The 16,959-nt window shown below is 57.9% G+C and carries 18 protein-coding genes and 2 tRNA genes; 5 read left to right on the top strand and 15 right to left on the bottom strand.

All coding sequences use genetic code 11. From position 1 onward, the window contains the following. Positions 1 to 22: 22 nt before the first annotated feature. The 9 genes from nusA to rlmE form a co-directional block, all read right to left on the bottom strand. Positions 23 to 1,531 carry a transcription termination factor NusA gene (nusA, locus tag ACOWVD_RS09405; protein ID WP_004933514.1) on the bottom strand — a complete coding sequence of 503 codons (1,509 nt, stop codon included), beginning with the start codon at positions 1,529 to 1,531 and terminating at the stop codon, positions 23 to 25. Between the two features lie 21 nt (positions 1,532 to 1,552). After that, entirely contained in the window at positions 1,553 to 2,005 is a 453-nt protein-coding gene (rimP, locus tag ACOWVD_RS09400; protein ID WP_028127574.1) for a ribosome maturation factor RimP, read from the bottom strand. Positions 2,006 to 2,222: 217 nt separating this feature from the next. After that, positions 2,223 to 2,299 (bottom strand) — tRNA-Met (locus ACOWVD_RS09395). A gap of 60 nt (positions 2,300 to 2,359) precedes the next feature. After that, a tRNA-Leu gene (locus ACOWVD_RS09390) sits at positions 2,360 to 2,446 on the bottom strand. Positions 2,447 to 2,515: 69 nt separating this feature from the next. After that, positions 2,516 to 2,851, bottom strand: coding sequence for a preprotein translocase subunit SecG (gene secG, locus ACOWVD_RS09385; protein ID WP_004933519.1), 336 nt, complete (start codon positions 2,849 to 2,851; stop codon positions 2,516 to 2,518). Between the two features lie 220 nt (positions 2,852 to 3,071). Continuing rightward, positions 3,072 to 4,409, bottom strand: a complete 1,338-nt coding sequence (gene glmM, locus ACOWVD_RS09380) for a phosphoglucosamine mutase (protein ID WP_421105593.1) — start codon at positions 4,407 to 4,409, stop codon at positions 3,072 to 3,074. Positions 4,410 to 4,413: 4 nt separating this feature from the next. Beyond that, complete coding sequence (gene folP / locus ACOWVD_RS09375) at positions 4,414 to 5,250, bottom strand: dihydropteroate synthase (RefSeq protein ID WP_049243033.1); 837 nt, start codon at positions 5,248 to 5,250, stop codon at positions 4,414 to 4,416. Positions 5,251 to 5,341: 91 nt separating this feature from the next. Next, positions 5,342 to 7,273 (bottom strand): ATP-dependent zinc metalloprotease FtsH, encoded by a 1,932-nt coding sequence (gene ftsH, locus ACOWVD_RS09370; RefSeq protein ID WP_004933529.1) that lies wholly within the window; start codon positions 7,271 to 7,273, stop codon positions 5,342 to 5,344. Positions 7,274 to 7,329: 56 nt separating this feature from the next. After that, positions 7,330 to 7,959, bottom strand: a complete 630-nt coding sequence (rlmE, locus tag ACOWVD_RS09365) for a 23S rRNA (uridine(2552)-2'-O)-methyltransferase RlmE (RefSeq protein WP_004933533.1) — start codon at positions 7,957 to 7,959, stop codon at positions 7,330 to 7,332. Between the two features lie 143 nt (positions 7,960 to 8,102). Here rlmE and yhbY point away from each other — a divergent pair, with 143 nt between their 5' ends. Beyond that, positions 8,103 to 8,396: a ribosome assembly RNA-binding protein YhbY gene (gene yhbY, locus ACOWVD_RS09360; RefSeq protein WP_004933536.1), complete on the top strand. Its 294-nt coding sequence runs from the start codon at positions 8,103 to 8,105 to the stop codon at positions 8,394 to 8,396. Positions 8,397 to 8,508: 112 nt separating this feature from the next. Here the strand turns inward: yhbY and greA are convergent, their stop codons facing one another. Next, positions 8,509 to 8,985 carry a transcription elongation factor GreA gene (greA, locus tag ACOWVD_RS09355; RefSeq protein WP_004933539.1) on the bottom strand — a complete coding sequence of 159 codons (477 nt, stop codon included), beginning with the start codon at positions 8,983 to 8,985 and terminating at the stop codon, positions 8,509 to 8,511. A gap of 256 nt (positions 8,986 to 9,241) precedes the next feature. On the opposite strand from greA, the gene dacB reads away from it, so the two are divergent. From dacB to pmrB, 3 genes are read left to right on the top strand one after another with little or no spacing between them, the layout of a single operon-like run. Continuing rightward, complete coding sequence (gene dacB, locus ACOWVD_RS09350; RefSeq protein WP_015376410.1) at positions 9,242 to 10,675, top strand: serine-type D-Ala-D-Ala carboxypeptidase; 1,434 nt, start codon at positions 9,242 to 9,244, stop codon at positions 10,673 to 10,675. Positions 10,676 to 10,683: 8 nt separating this feature from the next. Beyond that, entirely contained in the window at positions 10,684 to 11,346 is a 663-nt protein-coding gene (gene pmrA / locus ACOWVD_RS09345) for a two-component system response regulator PmrA (RefSeq protein WP_033631626.1), read from the top strand. Next, the gene (pmrB, locus tag ACOWVD_RS09340; protein ID WP_021504259.1) at positions 11,343 to 12,404 is read left to right on the top strand and encodes a two-component system sensor histidine kinase PmrB; all 1,062 of its coding nucleotides are present in this window, start codon (positions 11,343 to 11,345) and stop codon (positions 12,402 to 12,404) included. Before pmrA ends, pmrB begins: the two co-directional genes overlap by 4 nt. A 36-nt stretch (positions 12,405 to 12,440) precedes the next feature. On the opposite strand, the gene cgtA is transcribed toward pmrB, so the two are convergent. The 4 genes from cgtA to rplU all read right to left on the bottom strand — a co-directional run bounded on the left by cgtA (position 12,441) and on the right by rplU (position 15,293). Continuing rightward, entirely contained in the window at positions 12,441 to 13,613 is a 1,173-nt protein-coding gene (gene cgtA / locus ACOWVD_RS09335; RefSeq protein ID WP_004933553.1) for an Obg family GTPase CgtA, read from the bottom strand. 16 nt (positions 13,614 to 13,629) lie between these two features. Further along, positions 13,630 to 14,601 (bottom strand): DMT family transporter, encoded by a 972-nt coding sequence (locus ACOWVD_RS09330; RefSeq protein ID WP_021504260.1) that lies wholly within the window; start codon positions 14,599 to 14,601, stop codon positions 13,630 to 13,632. 105 nt (positions 14,602 to 14,706) lie between these two features. Beyond that, positions 14,707 to 14,964: a 50S ribosomal protein L27 gene (gene rpmA / locus ACOWVD_RS09325; protein WP_004933559.1), complete on the bottom strand. Its 258-nt coding sequence runs from the start codon at positions 14,962 to 14,964 to the stop codon at positions 14,707 to 14,709. A gap of 17 nt (positions 14,965 to 14,981) precedes the next feature. Continuing rightward, positions 14,982 to 15,293: a 50S ribosomal protein L21 gene (gene rplU / locus ACOWVD_RS09320; protein ID WP_004933561.1), complete on the bottom strand. Its 312-nt coding sequence runs from the start codon at positions 15,291 to 15,293 to the stop codon at positions 14,982 to 14,984. A 270-nt stretch (positions 15,294 to 15,563) separates the two neighbouring features. On the opposite strand from rplU, the gene ispB reads away from it, so the two are divergent. Continuing rightward, positions 15,564 to 16,535, top strand: a complete 972-nt coding sequence (gene ispB / locus ACOWVD_RS09315) for an octaprenyl diphosphate synthase (protein ID WP_016929331.1) — start codon at positions 15,564 to 15,566, stop codon at positions 16,533 to 16,535. A gap of 50 nt (positions 16,536 to 16,585) precedes the next feature. On the opposite strand, the gene ACOWVD_RS09310 is transcribed toward ispB, so the two are convergent. After that, complete coding sequence (locus ACOWVD_RS09310) at positions 16,586 to 16,942, bottom strand: DNA-binding protein (RefSeq protein WP_049243026.1); 357 nt, start codon at positions 16,940 to 16,942, stop codon at positions 16,586 to 16,588. Positions 16,943 to 16,959 lie beyond the last annotated feature (17 nt).

The following is a 16,959-nucleotide window of genomic DNA, read 5'->3' as shown; positions in this document are numbered from 1 at the left end:
CTGTTCCTTCCTGCTACAGTTATTACGCGTTGTCGCCAAACCAACAGATATTGCGCGCAGCCATGATCAGCTCGCCGGCTTGCTCGTCGCTAAGCCCTTCAATATCAGCCAGATCGTCAACACCCTGCTCGGCAAGATCTTCCAGCGTACAAACCCCACGCGCGGCCAGTTTAAAGGCCATGCTGCGCTCAAGACCCGGCAGGTTGAGCAAATCGTCGGCCGGTTTGTTGTCGCCCAGGCTTTCTTCTTGTGCCAGGGCCAGCGTGGTCAATGCAGCTTTGGCGCGTTCGCGCAATGCTTCAACCGTATCTTCATCCAGACCGTCGATTTCCAACAGCTCTTTGATCGGCACGTAGGCCAGCTCTTCCAGCGTGGAGAAGCCTTCTTCAACCAGTACGGTGGCGAAATCTTCGTCGATATCAAGATACTTGGTGAAGGTATCAATAGCGGCATGAGCCTCGGCCTGGTGCTTGGCCTGCAGGTCGTCCGCCGTCATCACGTTCAGTTCCCAACGATCGTCGCCGCGGTGTTGTTTCAGCAGCTGGGAAGCCAAACGCACGTTTTGGCCGTTACGGCCGATCGCCTGTGCCAGGTTGCTGGCTTCAACGGCGATATCCATGGTGCAGTTATCTTCATCTACCACGATCGACGCGACGTCGGCCGGCGCCATGGCGTTGATGACGAATTGCGCTGGATTATCATCCCACAGGATGATGTCGATGCGTTCGCCGCCGAGCTCGCTCGACACGGCCTGAACGCGCGCACCGCGCATACCTACGCAGGCGCCGACCGGGTCGATGCGCTTGTCGTTGGTTTTCACTGCAATTTTCGCACGGGAGCCAGGATCGCGGGCTGCCGCTTTAATTTCAATCACTTCTTCGCCGATTTCCGGCACTTCGATGCGGAACAGTTCTTTCAGCATTTCCGGGCTGGAACGGCTGACGAACAACTGCGCGCCGCGGGCTTCAGGACGCACGGCGTACAGTACGCCGCGAATGCGGTCGCCCGGACGGAAGTTTTCGCGCGGCAACATGTCTTCACGGCCAATCACCGCTTCGGCGTTGTTGCCCAGATCCAGCGCGATGCTGTCACGGTTCACTTTCTTCACCACGCCGGTGACGATCTCGCCTTCATGTTCACGGAAAGCGTCAACCACCATCGCGCGCTCGGCCTCGCGCACTTTCTGCACGATAACCTGCTTGGCGGTTTGGGTGGTGATGCGGTCGAAGGTTACGGATTCGATCTGATCTTCGACGTAGCCGCCGAGCTCGATGCTCGGATCTTCAAACTGAGCGGCTTCCAGCGTGATTTCACGCGTCGGCTGCGTCACTTCGTCTACGGCGACCCAACGGCGGAAGGTATCGAAATCGCCGGTTCTGCGGTCAATGCTGACGCGCACGTCGATTTCCTGCTCGTATTTTTTCTTGGTTGCGGTGGCTAATGCAGTTTCCAGCGCTTCGAAAATCTTCTCGCGCGGAAGGGATTTTTCATTGGAAACTGCTTCAACAACAGCCAGAATCTCTTTGTTCATCCTAGTTGCCTCTTCCAAACTTTAAAAGTGGGGTACCAGGTTCGCTTTCTGGATGTTGCTCAGCGCGAACACTTCATCTTTCCCTTCCACAGTAACCGTGATCATCTCGCCTTCGACAGACTTGATAATACCCTGCCACTTGCGACGGTTCTGTACCGCCATGCGCAGGACCAGGCTGACTTCTTCACCGAGGAAACGCGTATAGTGCTCTGCGGTGAACATCGGGCGATCAAGGCCAGGAGAGGAGACTTCCAAGTTGTAAGCGACCGTGATTGGATCTTCGACGTCCAATACAGCGCTGACCTGGTGGCTGACATCAGCGCAATCATCAACATTGATGCCGTTGTCACTATCAATATAGATGCGGAGCGTCGATTGGCGCGCACGAATGAATTCGATGCCTACAAGCTCAAAGCCCAACGCTTCTACGGGTGCCGAAAGCATCTCTGTTAACTGTTGCTCTAATGTGGACAAGCCCACCCCCAAGACATAAAAAAAGGGCTAAATAGCCCAGTGATTCTGTTGCCAAATAACAAAAAACCCCGAAAAATCGGGGCTTTATGCAACTGGACCCTGTTTGCCGCTAGGCGGCCTCGGTACAACTTTCGAGCAAGTGTCATTTTCAAATGTTGATCGAGAAAAGCGGGTTTCAATCGAAAAGTGTATTTGAAAATAAACACTTAAAGGAAAGTGGTTGCGGGGGCCGGATTTGAACCGACGACCTTCGGGTTATGAGCCCGACGAGCTACCAGGCTGCTCCACCCCGCGTCCGAAAACGTGGCAAATACTACGCCGATAATCGCAAAATTGCAAGTTATCTCTGGGATTTGGTACCGAGGATGGGACTCGAACCCACAAGCCCGTTAGGGCACTACCACCTCAAGGTAGCGTGTCTACCAATTCCACCACCTCGGTACTGATTCTTACTGCTAACGGCCGTTGTTCTTTCGAGTTCACAACCACCGTTTACAAACTTTTTGCGGCTTACTGCGGGATGTCGCTGCTCGGCTTGGCAGGTGCTGCCGGCGCGGTTGTCTGCTCAGTTTTCACCGGCTGACCGAGGTTTTCCCACTCGCTGCCTTTCTTGCTTTGGTTGCTGCTGAGGTTGCCCAGAATCAGGCTGATGACGAAGAACAGCGTCGCCAATACAGCAGTCATGCGGGTCATAAAGTTACCGGAACCACTCGAACCGAACAACGTGCCTGATGCACCTGCTCCGAAAGAGGCTCCCATATCAGCGCCTTTACCTTGCTGCAACATAATCAGAGCAACCAGCCCGATTGAAATCAGCAGGAAAATTACCAGAAGAGCTTCGTACATAGTAGTACCCGTATCCTTGCGGCCTTACCGCATGCCAAATGCTTCACACTCATCAAGCAGGCGTGTTTATAAACTGCCTACTGAAGCGGGTGTGAATACTAACCAAAGCCGCCAACCCGCGCAAGGGCAATTTGCAGCCGCCGGCGCGTTTGCGGAAAAAAACGCCAACAATCGCCTGTTCGGGCTCAGCGATGCCAAGCCCGGCGGCTAACTGTCTGTTTTAACCTGCGGATTTCACCGCATCGGCGATGCGATGCGCCAGCGCGCTCACCTGCTGCTCGTCCTCGCCTTCCACCATCACGCGGATCAGCGGTTCGGTGCCCGATTTGCGCAGCAGCACCCGGCCGCGGCCGGCCAGCTCGGCTTCCACCTGCTCGGTGACCTTGCGCACCGCTTCAGATTCCAGCGGATTGTGATCGCCGGCGAAACGCACGTTGACCAGGATCTGCGGCAACAGCTTCATGCCGCTGCACAGGTCATGCAGGCTCATGTGGTTGCGCACCATGGCGGTCAGCACCTGCAACCCGGCCACGATGCCGTCGCCGGTGGTGGTTTTGTCCAGCAAGATCACATGGCCGGAGTTTTCCGCACCGATGCGCCAGCCTAACTCCTGCAGCTTCTCCAGCACGTAACGGTCGCCCACTTTGGCGCGAGCGAACGGAATGCCCAGCTGTTTCAGCGCCAGCTCCAGCCCCATATTGCTCATCAGGGTGCCGACCGCGCCGCCGCGCAGCTGCCCCTGACGCAGGCCTTCGCGGGCGATGATGTACAGGATCTGATCGCCGTCCACCTTATTGCCCAGGTGATCCACCATCATCACGCGGTCGCCGTCGCCGTCGAACGCCAGGCCAACGTGCGCTTTTTCCTGCAGCACGCGCTCCTGCAGCTGACGCACATCGGTAGCGCCGCATTTCTCGTTGATGTTCATGCCGTCCGGCTCAACGCCGATGGCGATCACCGTAGCGCCCAGCTCGCGCAGCACGCTCGGCACGATGTGGTAAGTCGCGCCGTTGGCGCAGTCGACCACGATTTTCAGCCCTTTCAGGCTCAGCTCGCTCGGGAAGGTGCCTTTGCAGAATTCGATATAGCGGCCGGCGGCGTCGATGATGCGGCTGGCTTTACCCAGTTCGGCGGACTCCACGCAAGTCAGCGGTTTTTCCATCTCGGCTTCAATTGCCTCTTCGACGTTGTCCGGCAGCTTGGCGCCGTCGATCGAGAAGAATTTGATGCCGTTGTCGTAGAACGGGTTATGCGAGGCGGAAATGACAATGCCCGCTTCGGCGCGGAAGGTACGCGTCAAATAAGCCACCGCCGGCGTAGGCATCGGCCCGGTGAAGGAGGCGGACAATCCGGCGGCCGCCAGACCGGCTTCCAGCGCGGACTCCAGCATATAGCCGGAGATGCGCGTATCCTTACCGATGATGATCTTGCGGGAACCGTGACGCGCCAGCACTTTACCGGCCGCCCAGCCCAGCTTCAGCACGAAGTCCGGCGTGATGGGGCTGTCCCCGACCTTGCCACGGATGCCGTCGGTGCCAAAATATTTGCGCTCGCTCATGTCTCTACTGTCCCTTAGCTGAAAGTGTTGCCTCGACGACACGCATCGCCTCGACGGTTTCTTTAACGTCATGCACTCTGACAATCTGCGCACCCTGCATCGCCGCGATCACCGCGCAGGCCACGCTGCCGATAACCCGTTGATCCGGCGGCACGTTCAGCAGTTGTCCAATCATCGATTTGCGCGACATGCCGACCAACAGCGGCAAACCAAAACGATGAAACTCCGACAACCGAGCCAGAAGCTGATAGTTGTGCGCCAAATTTTTACCGAAACCGAAGCCGGGGTCGAGCAGCAATTTCTGATTTGTTATCCCCGCCTCGTTACAGCGCCGGATATGGTGTTCGAAAAACGCCTGAACGTCGGCGATCAGATCGTCGTAGTGCGGAGCCTGCTGCATGGTGCGCGGCTGCCCCTGCATGTGCATCAGGCAGACCGGCAGGCCGCTTTCCGCCGCCGCCGCCAGGGCGCCCGGCTCCTGCAGCGAACGGATGTCGTTGATCAGATGGGCGCCGGCCTGCGCCGATTCGCGGATCACCCCCGCCTTCGAGGTATCGACCGAGATAAAGACCTCGAAGCGCTGCGCCAGCGCTTCCACCACTGGCACGACCCGCTCAAGCTCCTCCTCTTCGCTCACCTCCGCCGCCCCCGGCCTTGTCGATTCGCCGCCGACGTCGATCATCGTGGCGCCGGCCGAAATCAGCGCATGCGCATGCACCAGCGCCTGGTTCAGGGTGTTGTGGCGGCCGCCGTCGGAAAACGAATCCGGTGTCACGTTGAGGATGCCCATCACCTGAGGATGGGAGAGATTGAGCGTCATGTCGCGCACGGTTAACTGCATGTTGGTCCACCTTACTGTTGCCTGGTTCACTGCCCGCCGGGCAAAAAAAAACCCCGGCGTACCGGGGTTTGATGTTATTACACAGCCGTTGTTACTTGTCGAGCTGTTCGGACATGGTGTTGCCCGGCGTTGGAGTGCGCGGCTCATCTACCGGCGTCGGGGCTTTCGGGGTGCCGCCGTTGTCGGAGCTGTTGCCTTTGTTCGCATCGTCCCAGCCCGCCGGCGGACGCACGTCTTTGCGGTTCATCAGATCGTCGATCTGCGGCGCATCGATGGTTTCATACTTCATCAACGCATCCTTCATCGAGTGCAGGATGTCCATGTTTTCCATCAGCAGCGAGCGAGCACGCGTGTAGTTGCGTTCGATCAGCGACTTCACTTCCTGGTCAATGATACGCGCGGTTTCATCCGACATGTGCTTCGCCTTGGCCACGGAACGGCCCAGGAACACTTCACCCTCTTCTTCCGCATACAGCAGCGGCCCCAGCTTCTCGGAGAAGCCCCATTGGGTCACCATGTTGCGGGCGATGGAGGTCGCCACTTTGATGTCGTTCGACGCACCGGTAGAGACTTTTTCCGGCCCGTAGATGATCTCTTCCGCCAGACGGCCGCCGTACAGGGTGGAGATTTGGCTCTCCAGCTTCTGACGGCTGGCGCTGATCGCATCCCCTTCCGGCAGGAAGAAGGTCACGCCGAGCGCACGGCCACGAGGAATGATCGTCACTTTATGTACCGGATCATGTTCAGGAACCAGGCGGCCAATGATGGCGTGACCCGCTTCGTGATACGCGGTCGACTCTTTCTGCGCTTCGGTCATTACCATGGAGCGGCGTTCCGCACCCATCATGATCTTGTCTTTGGCTTTCTCGAACTCCACCATCGACACCACGCGCTTGTTGCCGCGGGCGGCGAACAGCGCCGCTTCGTTGACCAGGTTGGCCAGATCGGCACCGGAGAAGCCCGGCGTACCGCGCGCAATGACGGAGGCGTCGATGTCGGCAGCCAACGGCACGCGGCGCATGTGCACCTTCAGGATCTGCTCACGGCCACGCACATCCGGCAGCCCGACCACGACCTGACGGTCGAAACGGCCCGGGCGCAGCAGCGCGGGGTCAAGCACGTCCGGACGGTTGGTGGCCGCGATGACGATGATGCCCTCGTTGCCTTCGAAACCGTCCATCTCAACCAGCATCTGGTTCAGGGTCTGCTCGCGCTCATCGTGACCGCCACCCAGGCCGGCGCCACGCTGGCGGCCGACGGCGTCGATTTCATCGATGAAGATGATGCACGGCGCGGCTTTCTTCGCTTGTTCGAACATGTCACGCACGCGGGATGCGCCCACGCCGACGAACATTTCGACGAAGTCGGAACCGGAAATGGTGAAGAACGGCACCTTCGCTTCGCCGGCGATCGCTTTCGCCAACAGCGTTTTACCGGTCCCCGGCGGGCCAACCATCAGCACGCCTTTCGGGATCTTGCCGCCCAGCTTCTGGAAACGGCTCGGTTCGCGCAGGTATTCCACCAGTTCGCTCACCTCTTCTTTCGCTTCGTCACACCCGGCGACATCGGCGAAAGTGGTCTTGATCTGGTCTTCCGTCAGCATGCGGGCCTTGCTCTTGCCGAAGGACATCGCGCCCTTGCCGCCGCCGCCCTGCATTTGCCGCATAAAGAAGATCCAGACCCCGATCAGCAACAGCATCGGGAACCAGGAGATAAAGATAGAAGCCAGCAGGCTCGGCTCTTCAGGCGGCTCGCCGACAACTTTCACATTCTTCGTTAACAACGTATCCAGCAACTTAGGATCGTTGACAGGGATGTAGGTCGTGTATTTGTTACTGTCTTTCTTGGTAACGTTAATTTCACGTCCGTTGATTCGCGCTTCGCGAACCTGGTCCTGGGTCAGTTCGGACATGAAGGTAGAGTAATCCACCCTACGGCCATTCGACTCGCTGGGCCCAAAGCTCTGGAATACAGACATCAACACTACCGCGATGACTAACCAGAGAATTAGGTTTTTCGCCATGTCACTCAAGGGATTAACCTCATCTTACAACTGTGTTAACAAACAGCGTTAGGGTACTACAGTTTGCGCCCTGTCGCTACAATGTACACTTCGCGCGAACGGGCGCGGGAAGCGTCTGGCTTACGAATCTTAACCTTCGTAAACAGGGAGCGAATTTCCCGTAGGTACTCGTCAAAGCCATCTCCCTGGAACACCTTCACCAGGAAACTTCCGCCTGGTGCGAGGACATCACGACACATATCCAGCGCCAACTCCACCAGATACATCGACCTTGGAATATCGACCGCCGGGGTGCCACTCATATTCGGGGCCATATCGGACATGACCACCTGAACCTTACTCTCGCCTACTCGTTCCAACAGTGCCTTCAGCACCAGTTCATCACGAAAATCGCCCTGAAGGAAATCGACGCCAACGATAGGATCCATTGGCAAAATATCACAGGCGATGATGCGCCCGGTACCGCCGATTTGGGTGACCACATACTGCGACCAGCCGCCCGGTGCGGCGCCCAGGTCAACCACGGTCATGCCCGGTTTGAACAGTTTGTCGCTCTGCTGTATTTCATCAAGTTTAAACCAGGCACGGGAACGCAGTCCCTTTTTCTGCGCCTGCTGTACATATTTATCGCTAAAGTGTTCTTGTAACCAGCGACTGGAGCTAGCCGAACGCTTTTTATTAGCCATCTCGTTTTCCAACTATCATAAAAAGAGTCTTATGTCAGGGTCGCTGCTCACGTAGACTCACACCGGTGAAGACCGATTTGGTGATATACATGAGATGGCGGTAGAATGTACCGTTTTCAATCCCAACTTAAGCAAAAAAGACAATGAATCTGAATAATAAACAAAAACAGCACCTGAAAGGCCTGGCGCATCCGTTAAAACCGGTGGTGATGCTGGGCAATAACGGTCTTACCGAAGGGGTGCTGGCTGAAATTGAACAGGCTCTGGAGCATCATGAGCTGATCAAGGTAAAAATCGCCGCTGAAGATCGCGAAACCAAGACCCTGATCGCCGACGCTATCGTGCGTGAAACGGGCGCCTGCAATGTGCAAGTTATCGGCAGTACGCTTATTCTTTACCGCCCGTCGAAAGAGCGCAAGATCAGTCTACCGCGTTAATAACCATCAGGTTAACGAAAAGGTGCCATGCGCCTGACCAAGATAAAAGGCCGCTTGCGGCCTTTTTCCTATCTTTACAAAACGTTGGCGCATTAATGACCAACGGCCTCGATCAGAGATACTCGACCTTCAGGATCTCGTATTCCACGTCGCCGCCTGGGGTTTTGATTACCACCACATCGTCTTGCTCTTTGCCAATCAGGCCGCGCGCCATCGGCGAGTTTACCGAAATCAGATTTTTCTTGAAATCGGCCTCATCGTCGCCAACGATGCGGTAAGTCACTTCTTCTTCACTGTCCAGATTCATCACCGATACGGTGGCGCCGAAGATCACCCGACCGGTGTTCGGCATCTTGGTGATATCGATCACCTGCGCATTGGACAGTTTGGCTTCGATTTCCTGAATGCGGCCTTCGCAGAAACCCTGCTGTTCGCGGGCGGCATGGTACTCGGCATTTTCTTTCAAGTCGCCGTGTTCACGCGCTTCAGCGATATCCGCAATGATTTTCGGGCGGCGCACGCTTTTCAGATATTCGAGCTCTTCGCGCAGTTTTTCAGCGCCAAACAAGGTCATCGGAATTTGGTTCATCGTATAAATACCTCTAAATCTTTCCTGTTCAAATAACCGTCATCCTGACGTATTCGTATGAAAACACGGTTGGCATACCGCCCCCCGCCTCCAGGCGACAAACAAAAGAAACCTGACTCGGAACGGAGCCCAAGCCAAGATCGGTTTTGCATTTTGATACGCATTTTAGCCTAGAGTTCCTTGAGGGTCATCGTTTACTTTTTCCCTGATTGCACCGTAGTATGACGGCACGTTATCCAGCTGTTATCCCGAGATTATGCGTTTTTCACGAATTGTCAGTGCATTGGCTTGCGCATTTGTTCTGAATGCGAATGCGGCCCCGGTTGAAGAGTACACACAATATCTGCCTGATGGGGCCAACCTTGCCCTGGTCGTTCAGAAGATCGGCGCCGGTGCGCCGACGATCGATTACCACTCTCAGCAAATGGCGCTGCCGGCCAGTACCCAAAAAGTGCTGACGGCGCTGGCGGCATTGCTGCAACTCGGGCCCGATTACCGTTTCACCACCACGCTGGAGAGCCAGGGCGATATTCGCGACGGCGTGCTGCGCGGCAACCTGATCGCCCGCTTCAGCGGCGATCCGACCTTCAAACGCCAGAGCCTGCGCAATATGGTGGCCGTCCTGAAGAAGCAGGGCGTGCGCCAAATCAGCGGCGACGTGCTGGTCGATACCTCGGTCTTCGCCAGCCATGACAAGGCGCCCGGCTGGCCGTGGAACGATCTGACGCAGTGCTTCAGCGCGCCGCCGGCCGCCGCCATTGTCGATCGCAACTGTTTCTCGGTCTCGCTGTACAGCGCGCCGAATCCGGGCGACATGGCGTTTATCCGCGTCGCCTCCTATTATCCGGTTAATATGTTTAGCCAGGTGCGCACCCTGGCGCGCGGCTCCGCAGACGCGCAGTACTGCGAGCTGGACGTGGTGCCGGGCGAGCTGAACCGCTTTACCCTGACCGGCTGCCTGACGCAGCGCAGCGAGCCGTTGCCGCTGGCCTTCGCCATCCAGGACGGCGCCAGCTATGCGGGCGCCATCCTGAAAGACGAGCTGAAGCAGGCCGACATCCAGATCGACGGGCATTTGAAACGCCAGACGCGCCCCGGCATCACCGGCACGGTGATCGCGCAAACCCAGTCGGCGCCGCTGCACGATCTGTTGAAAATCATGCTGAAGAAATCGGACAACATGATCGCCGATACCGTCTTCCGCACCATCGGCCACGAACGCTTCGGCGTGCCGGGCACCTGGCGAGCAGGTTCCGATGCGGTACGGCAGGTGCTGCGCCAGAAGGCCGGCATCGATCTGGGCAACACCATCATCGCCGACGGTTCCGGCCTGTCGCGCCACAACCTGCTGGCCCCGGCGACCATGATGCAGGCGCTGCAGTACATCGCGCAGCACGACAACGAGCTGAACTTTATCTCGATGCTGCCGCTGTCCGGCTATGATGGCACCCTGCGCTACCGCGGCGGCCTGCATGAGGCTGGCGTAGACGGCAAGGTGTCGGCCAAGACCGGCGCGCTGCAGGGCGTCTACAACCTGGCGGGCTTCATCACTACCGCCAGCGGCCAGCGCATGGCCTTCGTGCAGTATCTCTCCGGCTACGCCGTGCCGCCGGAAGATCAGAAACAGCGCCGCGCGCCGCTGGTGCGTTTCGAAAGCCGCCTGTATCGGGATATTTACCAAAACAACTGAGGATCGCCATGAAGCTGCTGGTCGTTGAAGATGATGAACTGCTGCAACAAGGGCTGGCGCTGGCGCTGACCGGTGAAGGCTACGTGTGCGACTGCGCCGCCACAGCGGCGGAGGCCGGCAGCCTGCTCATCACCAGCCAATACAGCATGGTGATCCTGGATCTCGGCCTGCCGGACATGGACGGCGCAGCGCTGCTGCGGCAGTGGCGCCGCCAGCAGATCGATCTGCCGGTGCTGATCCTGACCGCCCGCGACGCCCTGGAAGACCGCGTCGATGGGCTGGACGCCGGCGCCGACGACTACCTGGTCAAACCCTTCGCGCTGGTTGAGCTACAGGCGCGCGTGCGCGCTCTCCTGCGGCGCTACCAGGGCCACAGCGACAATCTGATGCAGGTGGATGACCTGCAGTTGAATCTCTCCAGCCAGCAGGTCTATCTGCAACAGCAGCCGGTGGAGGTCACGCCGAAAGAGTTCGCCATTCTGGCGCGCCTGATCATGCGTGCCGGGCAGACGGTCAACCGCGAACTCCTGCAGCAGGATCTCTACACCTGGCAAGATGATTTAGGTTCCAACACCCTGGAAGTGCATATTCACAACCTGCGCCGCAAACTGGGCAAGGATCGCATTCGCACCGTGCGCGGCATCGGCTACCGCCTGGAACCCTCGTCATGATCAGCATGCGCCGCCGCCTGCTGCTGATGCTGGCGCTGATCCTGCTGGTCACGCAACTCATCAGCGCCTTCTGGCTGTGGCACGAAAGCCAGGAGCAGATCAGCTTCCTGGTGGACGAAACCCTGTCCGCCAAAGTGCGTACCGAACGCGTCGATACCGAGATCGCCGAGGCCATCGCATCGCTGTTGGCGCCTTCGCTGATCATGATGATCGTCACCCTGTTGGCGTCATTCTGGGCTATCAGCTGGATCATCCGCCCACTCAACCAACTGCAACAGCGGCTGGAAAAGCGCTCTGCCGATAACCTGACGCCGCTGCCGATCACCAGCGATAGCCAGGAAATGGTGGCCGTCACCAATGCGCTCAATCAGCTGTTCTCACGGTTGGACAACACCATTCAACAGGAACGCCTGTTCACCGCCGACGCCGCCCACGAACTGCGCACGCCGCTGGCCGGCATCCGCCTGCATCTGGAATTGATGGAAAAACAGGGCGTCAAGGGCAGCCAGGCGCTGATCGCCCGCATCGATCAGCTGATGCATACCGTCGAGCAGTTGCTGATGCTGTCGCGCGCCGGGCAAGACTTCGCCAGCGGCCATTATCAGCATTTCGATTGGGTGGCCGATGTGATCCAGCCGCTGCGCGAAGAGCTCGACGAAATGGCCGCCCAACGCGGGCAGACGCTGGGCTGGCAATTGCCGGCTGCTGCCACAGTGAACGGCGATCCGGTGCTGCTGCGGCTTCTGCTGCGCAACCTGGTCGAAAACGCTCACCGTTACGGCCCGGAAGGCGGCGCGATACAGGTACGGTTAACGCCGCAAGACAACGGCTATCTGCTGCAGGTCATCGACGATGGCCCGGGAATCAAGGAAGAAATGGTCGGGGAGCTGACGCAGGCGTTTCGCCGCATGGATCAACGCTACGGCGGCAGCGGACTGGGCCTGAATATCGTGATCCGCATCGCGCAACTGCACCAGGGGCGTTTGACGCTGGAAAACCGCCGCGATGCGCGCGGCCTGAATGCCCAGTGCTGGCTGCCGGAAAAGGCGCTCAAATAATAAGGGCCCAGCGTTGCTGAGCCCTTTATCACCGAATTACTTCTGGTAAATGATTTCGACGCCTTCGTCGTCGTCTTCGTCCCAGTCGTCATCCCAGTCATCTTCCGCTTCGGCTTCCACTTCCGCGATTTGCTCGCGGTGGTAGTCATCCCACATGAATTCGACTTTTTCCGGTGCGCTTTCTTCGATCGCCATCGCTTTCGGCTGGGTGTTGATGAAGTTCATCACGTCCCAGCACAGCGCGTTGACGCCTTCACGGTTGGCGGCGGAGATCATGTAGTACTTCCCTTCCCAGCCCATGCCTTCTACAATCGCCTTGGCGCGTTCGGCGGCTTCTTCCTCACCAATCACATCAATTTTGTTGAACACCAGCCAGCGCGGCTTCTGCGCCAGATTTTCGCTGTATTGGTTCAACTCGTTGATGATGACTTTGGCGTTTTCCACCGGATCGGATTCGTCGATCGGCGCGATGTCCACCAGGTGCAGCAGCACGCGGCAACGCTCCAGGTGTTTCAGGAAACGAATACCCAGGCCGGCGCCTTCGGAGGCGCCCTCGATCAGCCCCGGAATGTCGGCGACCACAAAGCTCTGCTCGTGATCCATGCGCACCACGCCCAGGCTCGGCACCAGCGTGGTAAACGGATAATCGGCCACCTTCGGCTTGGCGGCGGACACCGCGCGGATGAAGGTCGATTTGCCGGCGTTCGGCAGCCCCAGCATGCCCACATCGGCCAGCAGCAACAGCTCCAGCAACAGGTCACGCGCTTCGCCGGCGGTACCCAGCGTCTTCTGACGCGGCGCGCGGTTGACCGAAGATTTGAAACGGGTGTTGCCCAGACCGTGCCAGCCGCCTTTGGCGACCATCAGCTTCTGCTCGTGGCGGGTCATGTCGCCGAGGATCTCGCCGGTGCCCTGATCCTTCACGCGCGTGCCGACCGGCACCTTGATGATGACGTCTTTACCGCGTTTGCCGGTACAGTCGCGGCTCTGGCCATTCTGGCCGCGTTCGGCGCGGAAAGACTTCTCAAAGCGGTAGTCGATCAGGGTGTTAAGGTTCTCGTCCGCCAGCAGGTAGACGTCGCCGCCGTCGCCGCCGTCACCGCCGTCAGGCCCACCGTTCGGGATATATTTTTCGCGGCGGAAGCTGACGCACCCGTTGCCGCCGTCGCCTGCAACGACCAGAATCGCTGCTTCATCTACAAACTTCATTTACCGTCTCCGTAAATCATTCACCGGGCTGCTTCAAAGGAGCAACCAGGGGGGGGTCTGCCCGTCGCGGCCACCACCGGTGACCAATTGCGGAAAACATGGCGCCCGCCACAACCACAAACGCACCGACATAGCCGACGATGTTCAGCGTCGGCATGGCGAATGCCTGGGGCCAAGCCAGCGCCAATAAATCTGAAAACAGCAGGGTAAACAGCGGGGTCAGCGTAACCAACGCGCTCACCTGCGCCGCCTGCCAGCGCGCCATCGCTTCCGCCAGCGCGCCATAGCCGATCAGCGTGTTGGCGCCGCAAAACAGCAGGCACGCCAATTGCCAGCCGCTAAGCTGGAAAATCACCTCGGGTTTGGCCAGAGGGAACAATGCAATCGCACATAAAGTGTACAACATAACCAGGATCTGCGGCGAAGCCAGCCGGCGCAGCAACACCTTCTGCGCCACGCCATAGCTCACCCAGACCATCGCCGCGCACACGCCCAGCATGACGCCCAGCGTGTAGTCCGTCAGCCGGGTGAAGATCTCTATCAGACTGACGTTGAAAAACAGCATCAGCCCGCAAATCAGCATCAGGGCGCCAATGACCTGGGTGATGCGCATGCGTTCTTTTAAAATCAGCACGCTGGCGAACATCATACCGACTGGCGACAGCTGGCCAATCACCTGCGACGCCGTCGGGCTCAGGTATTGCAGCGAGGAGCTGAAGAACACAAAGTTGCCCAGCAGCCCCGCCGTCGCGATCGCCAACAGCAGCAGCCAACGCGGCTGGCGGAACATCGTCAGCGGCGGCAGCTTGCCGCGCACCGCAAGGATCACGCCCAAACCGATGGCGGCCATGGTAAAGCGATACCAGACAACGGTAAACGGCTCCATCACCACCAACACTTCTTTCATCGCGATCGGCAACGCGCCCCAGCAAACCGCCGTGGTTAACGCCAGAGAAATGCCAACGCCGACCTGCTGCTTCGTATCCATATCACCTTCGCCAACGCTGACGGGCCAACCCTCAGGCAACCCATAAATGTAAAAAGCCCCGCAACGAATTGCGGGGCTTACATCTATTTCGTAAGGCTCGAATAATTATTCAGCTTCGATGCTGATGAATTTACGATTGCTCGGGCCTTTAACTTCGAATTTGACTTTACCGTCTTTCAAAGCAAACAGAGTGTGGTCTTTGCCGCAACCCACGTTGGTACCAGCGTGGAATTTGGTGCCGCGCTGACGAACGATGATGCTGCCTGCCAGTACTGCTTCGCCGCCAAAGCGTTTTACGCCCAGACGTTTAGCTTCTGAATCGCGACCGTTACGAGTCGAGCCGCCAGCCTTTTTGTGTGCCATTAATCCGCTCTCCTAACTTAAGCGCTGATGCCGGTGATTTTAACGTCAGTGAACCACTGACGGTGGCCCTGCTGCTTACGGTGGTGTTTACGACGACGAAACTTAACGATTTTAATTTTCTCGCCACGACCGTGAGCAACGACTTCAGCTTTGATCTTGCCGCCATCGACGAAAGGAACGCCGATTTTGATATCTTCGCCATTAGCGATCATCAGAATCTGGTCAAACTCAACCGCTTCACCAGTTGCGATGTCCAGCTTTTCCAAGCGAACGGTCTGACCTTCGCTTACTCGGTGTTGTTTACCACCACTTTGGAAAACCGCGTACATATAAAACTCCGCTTTCCGCGTGCCCGACTGTGTTAGTTCAGAGCGCGCTATAAATATTCACAATAGGGCGCGAATTCTACGCAAAAAAGCGGCGCATGACAAGAGCAGAATAAGACCAGAAGGAGAAAAAAGAAGAAAAAAAGCGCAGTTTCTTTCGTGGCGTTTATCTGAACCGTTTTTCAAGTACAATCATAGGGACAGTTACCGCCATGTACCGATGTGAGCAGCGATCTCAACGCGGTGAAGAGAAACACAGCTGAAAAAAACACAATGAACCTAGAGCAAATTACCGAGTTAACCGCGCAAGATATGGCGGCCGTGAACGCAACAATTCTCGAACAGCTGAATTCCGATGTCACGCTCATCAATCAGCTTGGCTATTACATTATCAGCGGTGGCGGTAAGCGCATCCGGCCGATGATCGCCGTCCTGGCGGCGCGGGCGTTGGGCTACGAAGGCAACAAGCACGTCACCGTCGCCGCCCTGATCGAATTCATTCATACCGCCACGTTGTTGCATGACGACGTCGTCGACGAATCGGACATGCGCCGCGGCAAAGCCACCGCCAACGCGGCGTTCGGCAACGCCGCCAGCGTGCTGGTCGGCGACTTTATCTATACCCGCGCCTTTCAGATGATGACCAGCCTGGAATCCCTGCGCGTGCTGGCGCTGATGTCGGAGGCGGTCAACGTCATCGCCGAAGGTGAAGTGCTGCAGTTGATGAACGTGCACGATCCCGACATCAGCGAAGAAAGTTATATGCGGGTGATCTACAGCAAAACCGCCCGTCTGTTTGAAGCGGCGGCGCAATCGTCGGCGATCCTGTCCGGCGCCAGCGCTGAGCAAGAACAGGCGCTGCAAGATTATGGCCGCTACCTCGGCACCGCTTTCCAGCTGATCGACGATCTGCTCGACTACAGCGCCGACGGCAGCACGCTGGGCAAAAACACCGGCGACGATCTGAACGAAGGGAAACCGACCCTGCCGCTGCTGCACGCGATGCACAACGGCGACGACGCCCAGCGTGACATGATCCGCGGCGCGATTGAGCAAGGCAACGGCCGCCACCTGTTGGAGCCGGTGCTGCAGGCGATGCAGCAATGCGGTTCGCTGGAATACACCCGCAAACGCGCCGAGGAAGAAGCCGACAAGGCGATCGCCGCGCTGCAGGTCTTGCCGGCATCAGAGCACCGTACAGCGCTGGAGGGCCTGGCCCATTTGGCGGTACAACGCGATTTTTAAGAAATTTTAATTTCTAAATACATTCATCAGGCCCGCCCACGCGGGCCTGCCTAGGTATTGCTCTCTTCGTCGATACGCGCCAGCAGGCCGCCAATCCCTTCCCGCATCAGGAAAGCCACCATTTTCTCGCGCTCGCTCTCCGTCAAATGGTAGTAATACTCGATCCAGACCGCCAACGGATCCTGGCGTTCTACGTCATATGCCGCCCCGTCTTCTTTCAGCGCCAGCAGGTTACGCACGCCTGGAGGCAGGCTGTCGATATGGTACTCCAACGCTTTTCCCTGCACGCCTTTACGCCTGCGGCTGATCCAGCCTTCGCGTCGGGCCATCAGATTGATTCCCTGTGGTGAGGAAGGTAATCCTGCGATGCCTGTCAGTTCCTTGGCGGCAAACCACTCGTTTTTCATAGCCATCATCTCTGGGC

Origin of the sequence: Serratia sp. SA088 (assembly GCF_049065515.1) — a bacterium.
In the GTDB taxonomy this organism is placed as follows: Bacteria; Pseudomonadota; Gammaproteobacteria; order Enterobacterales; family Enterobacteriaceae; genus Serratia; species Serratia nematodiphila.
Note: the sequence above shows the minus strand (reverse complement) of the source record. Positions and strands in the feature narration are given on the sequence as shown.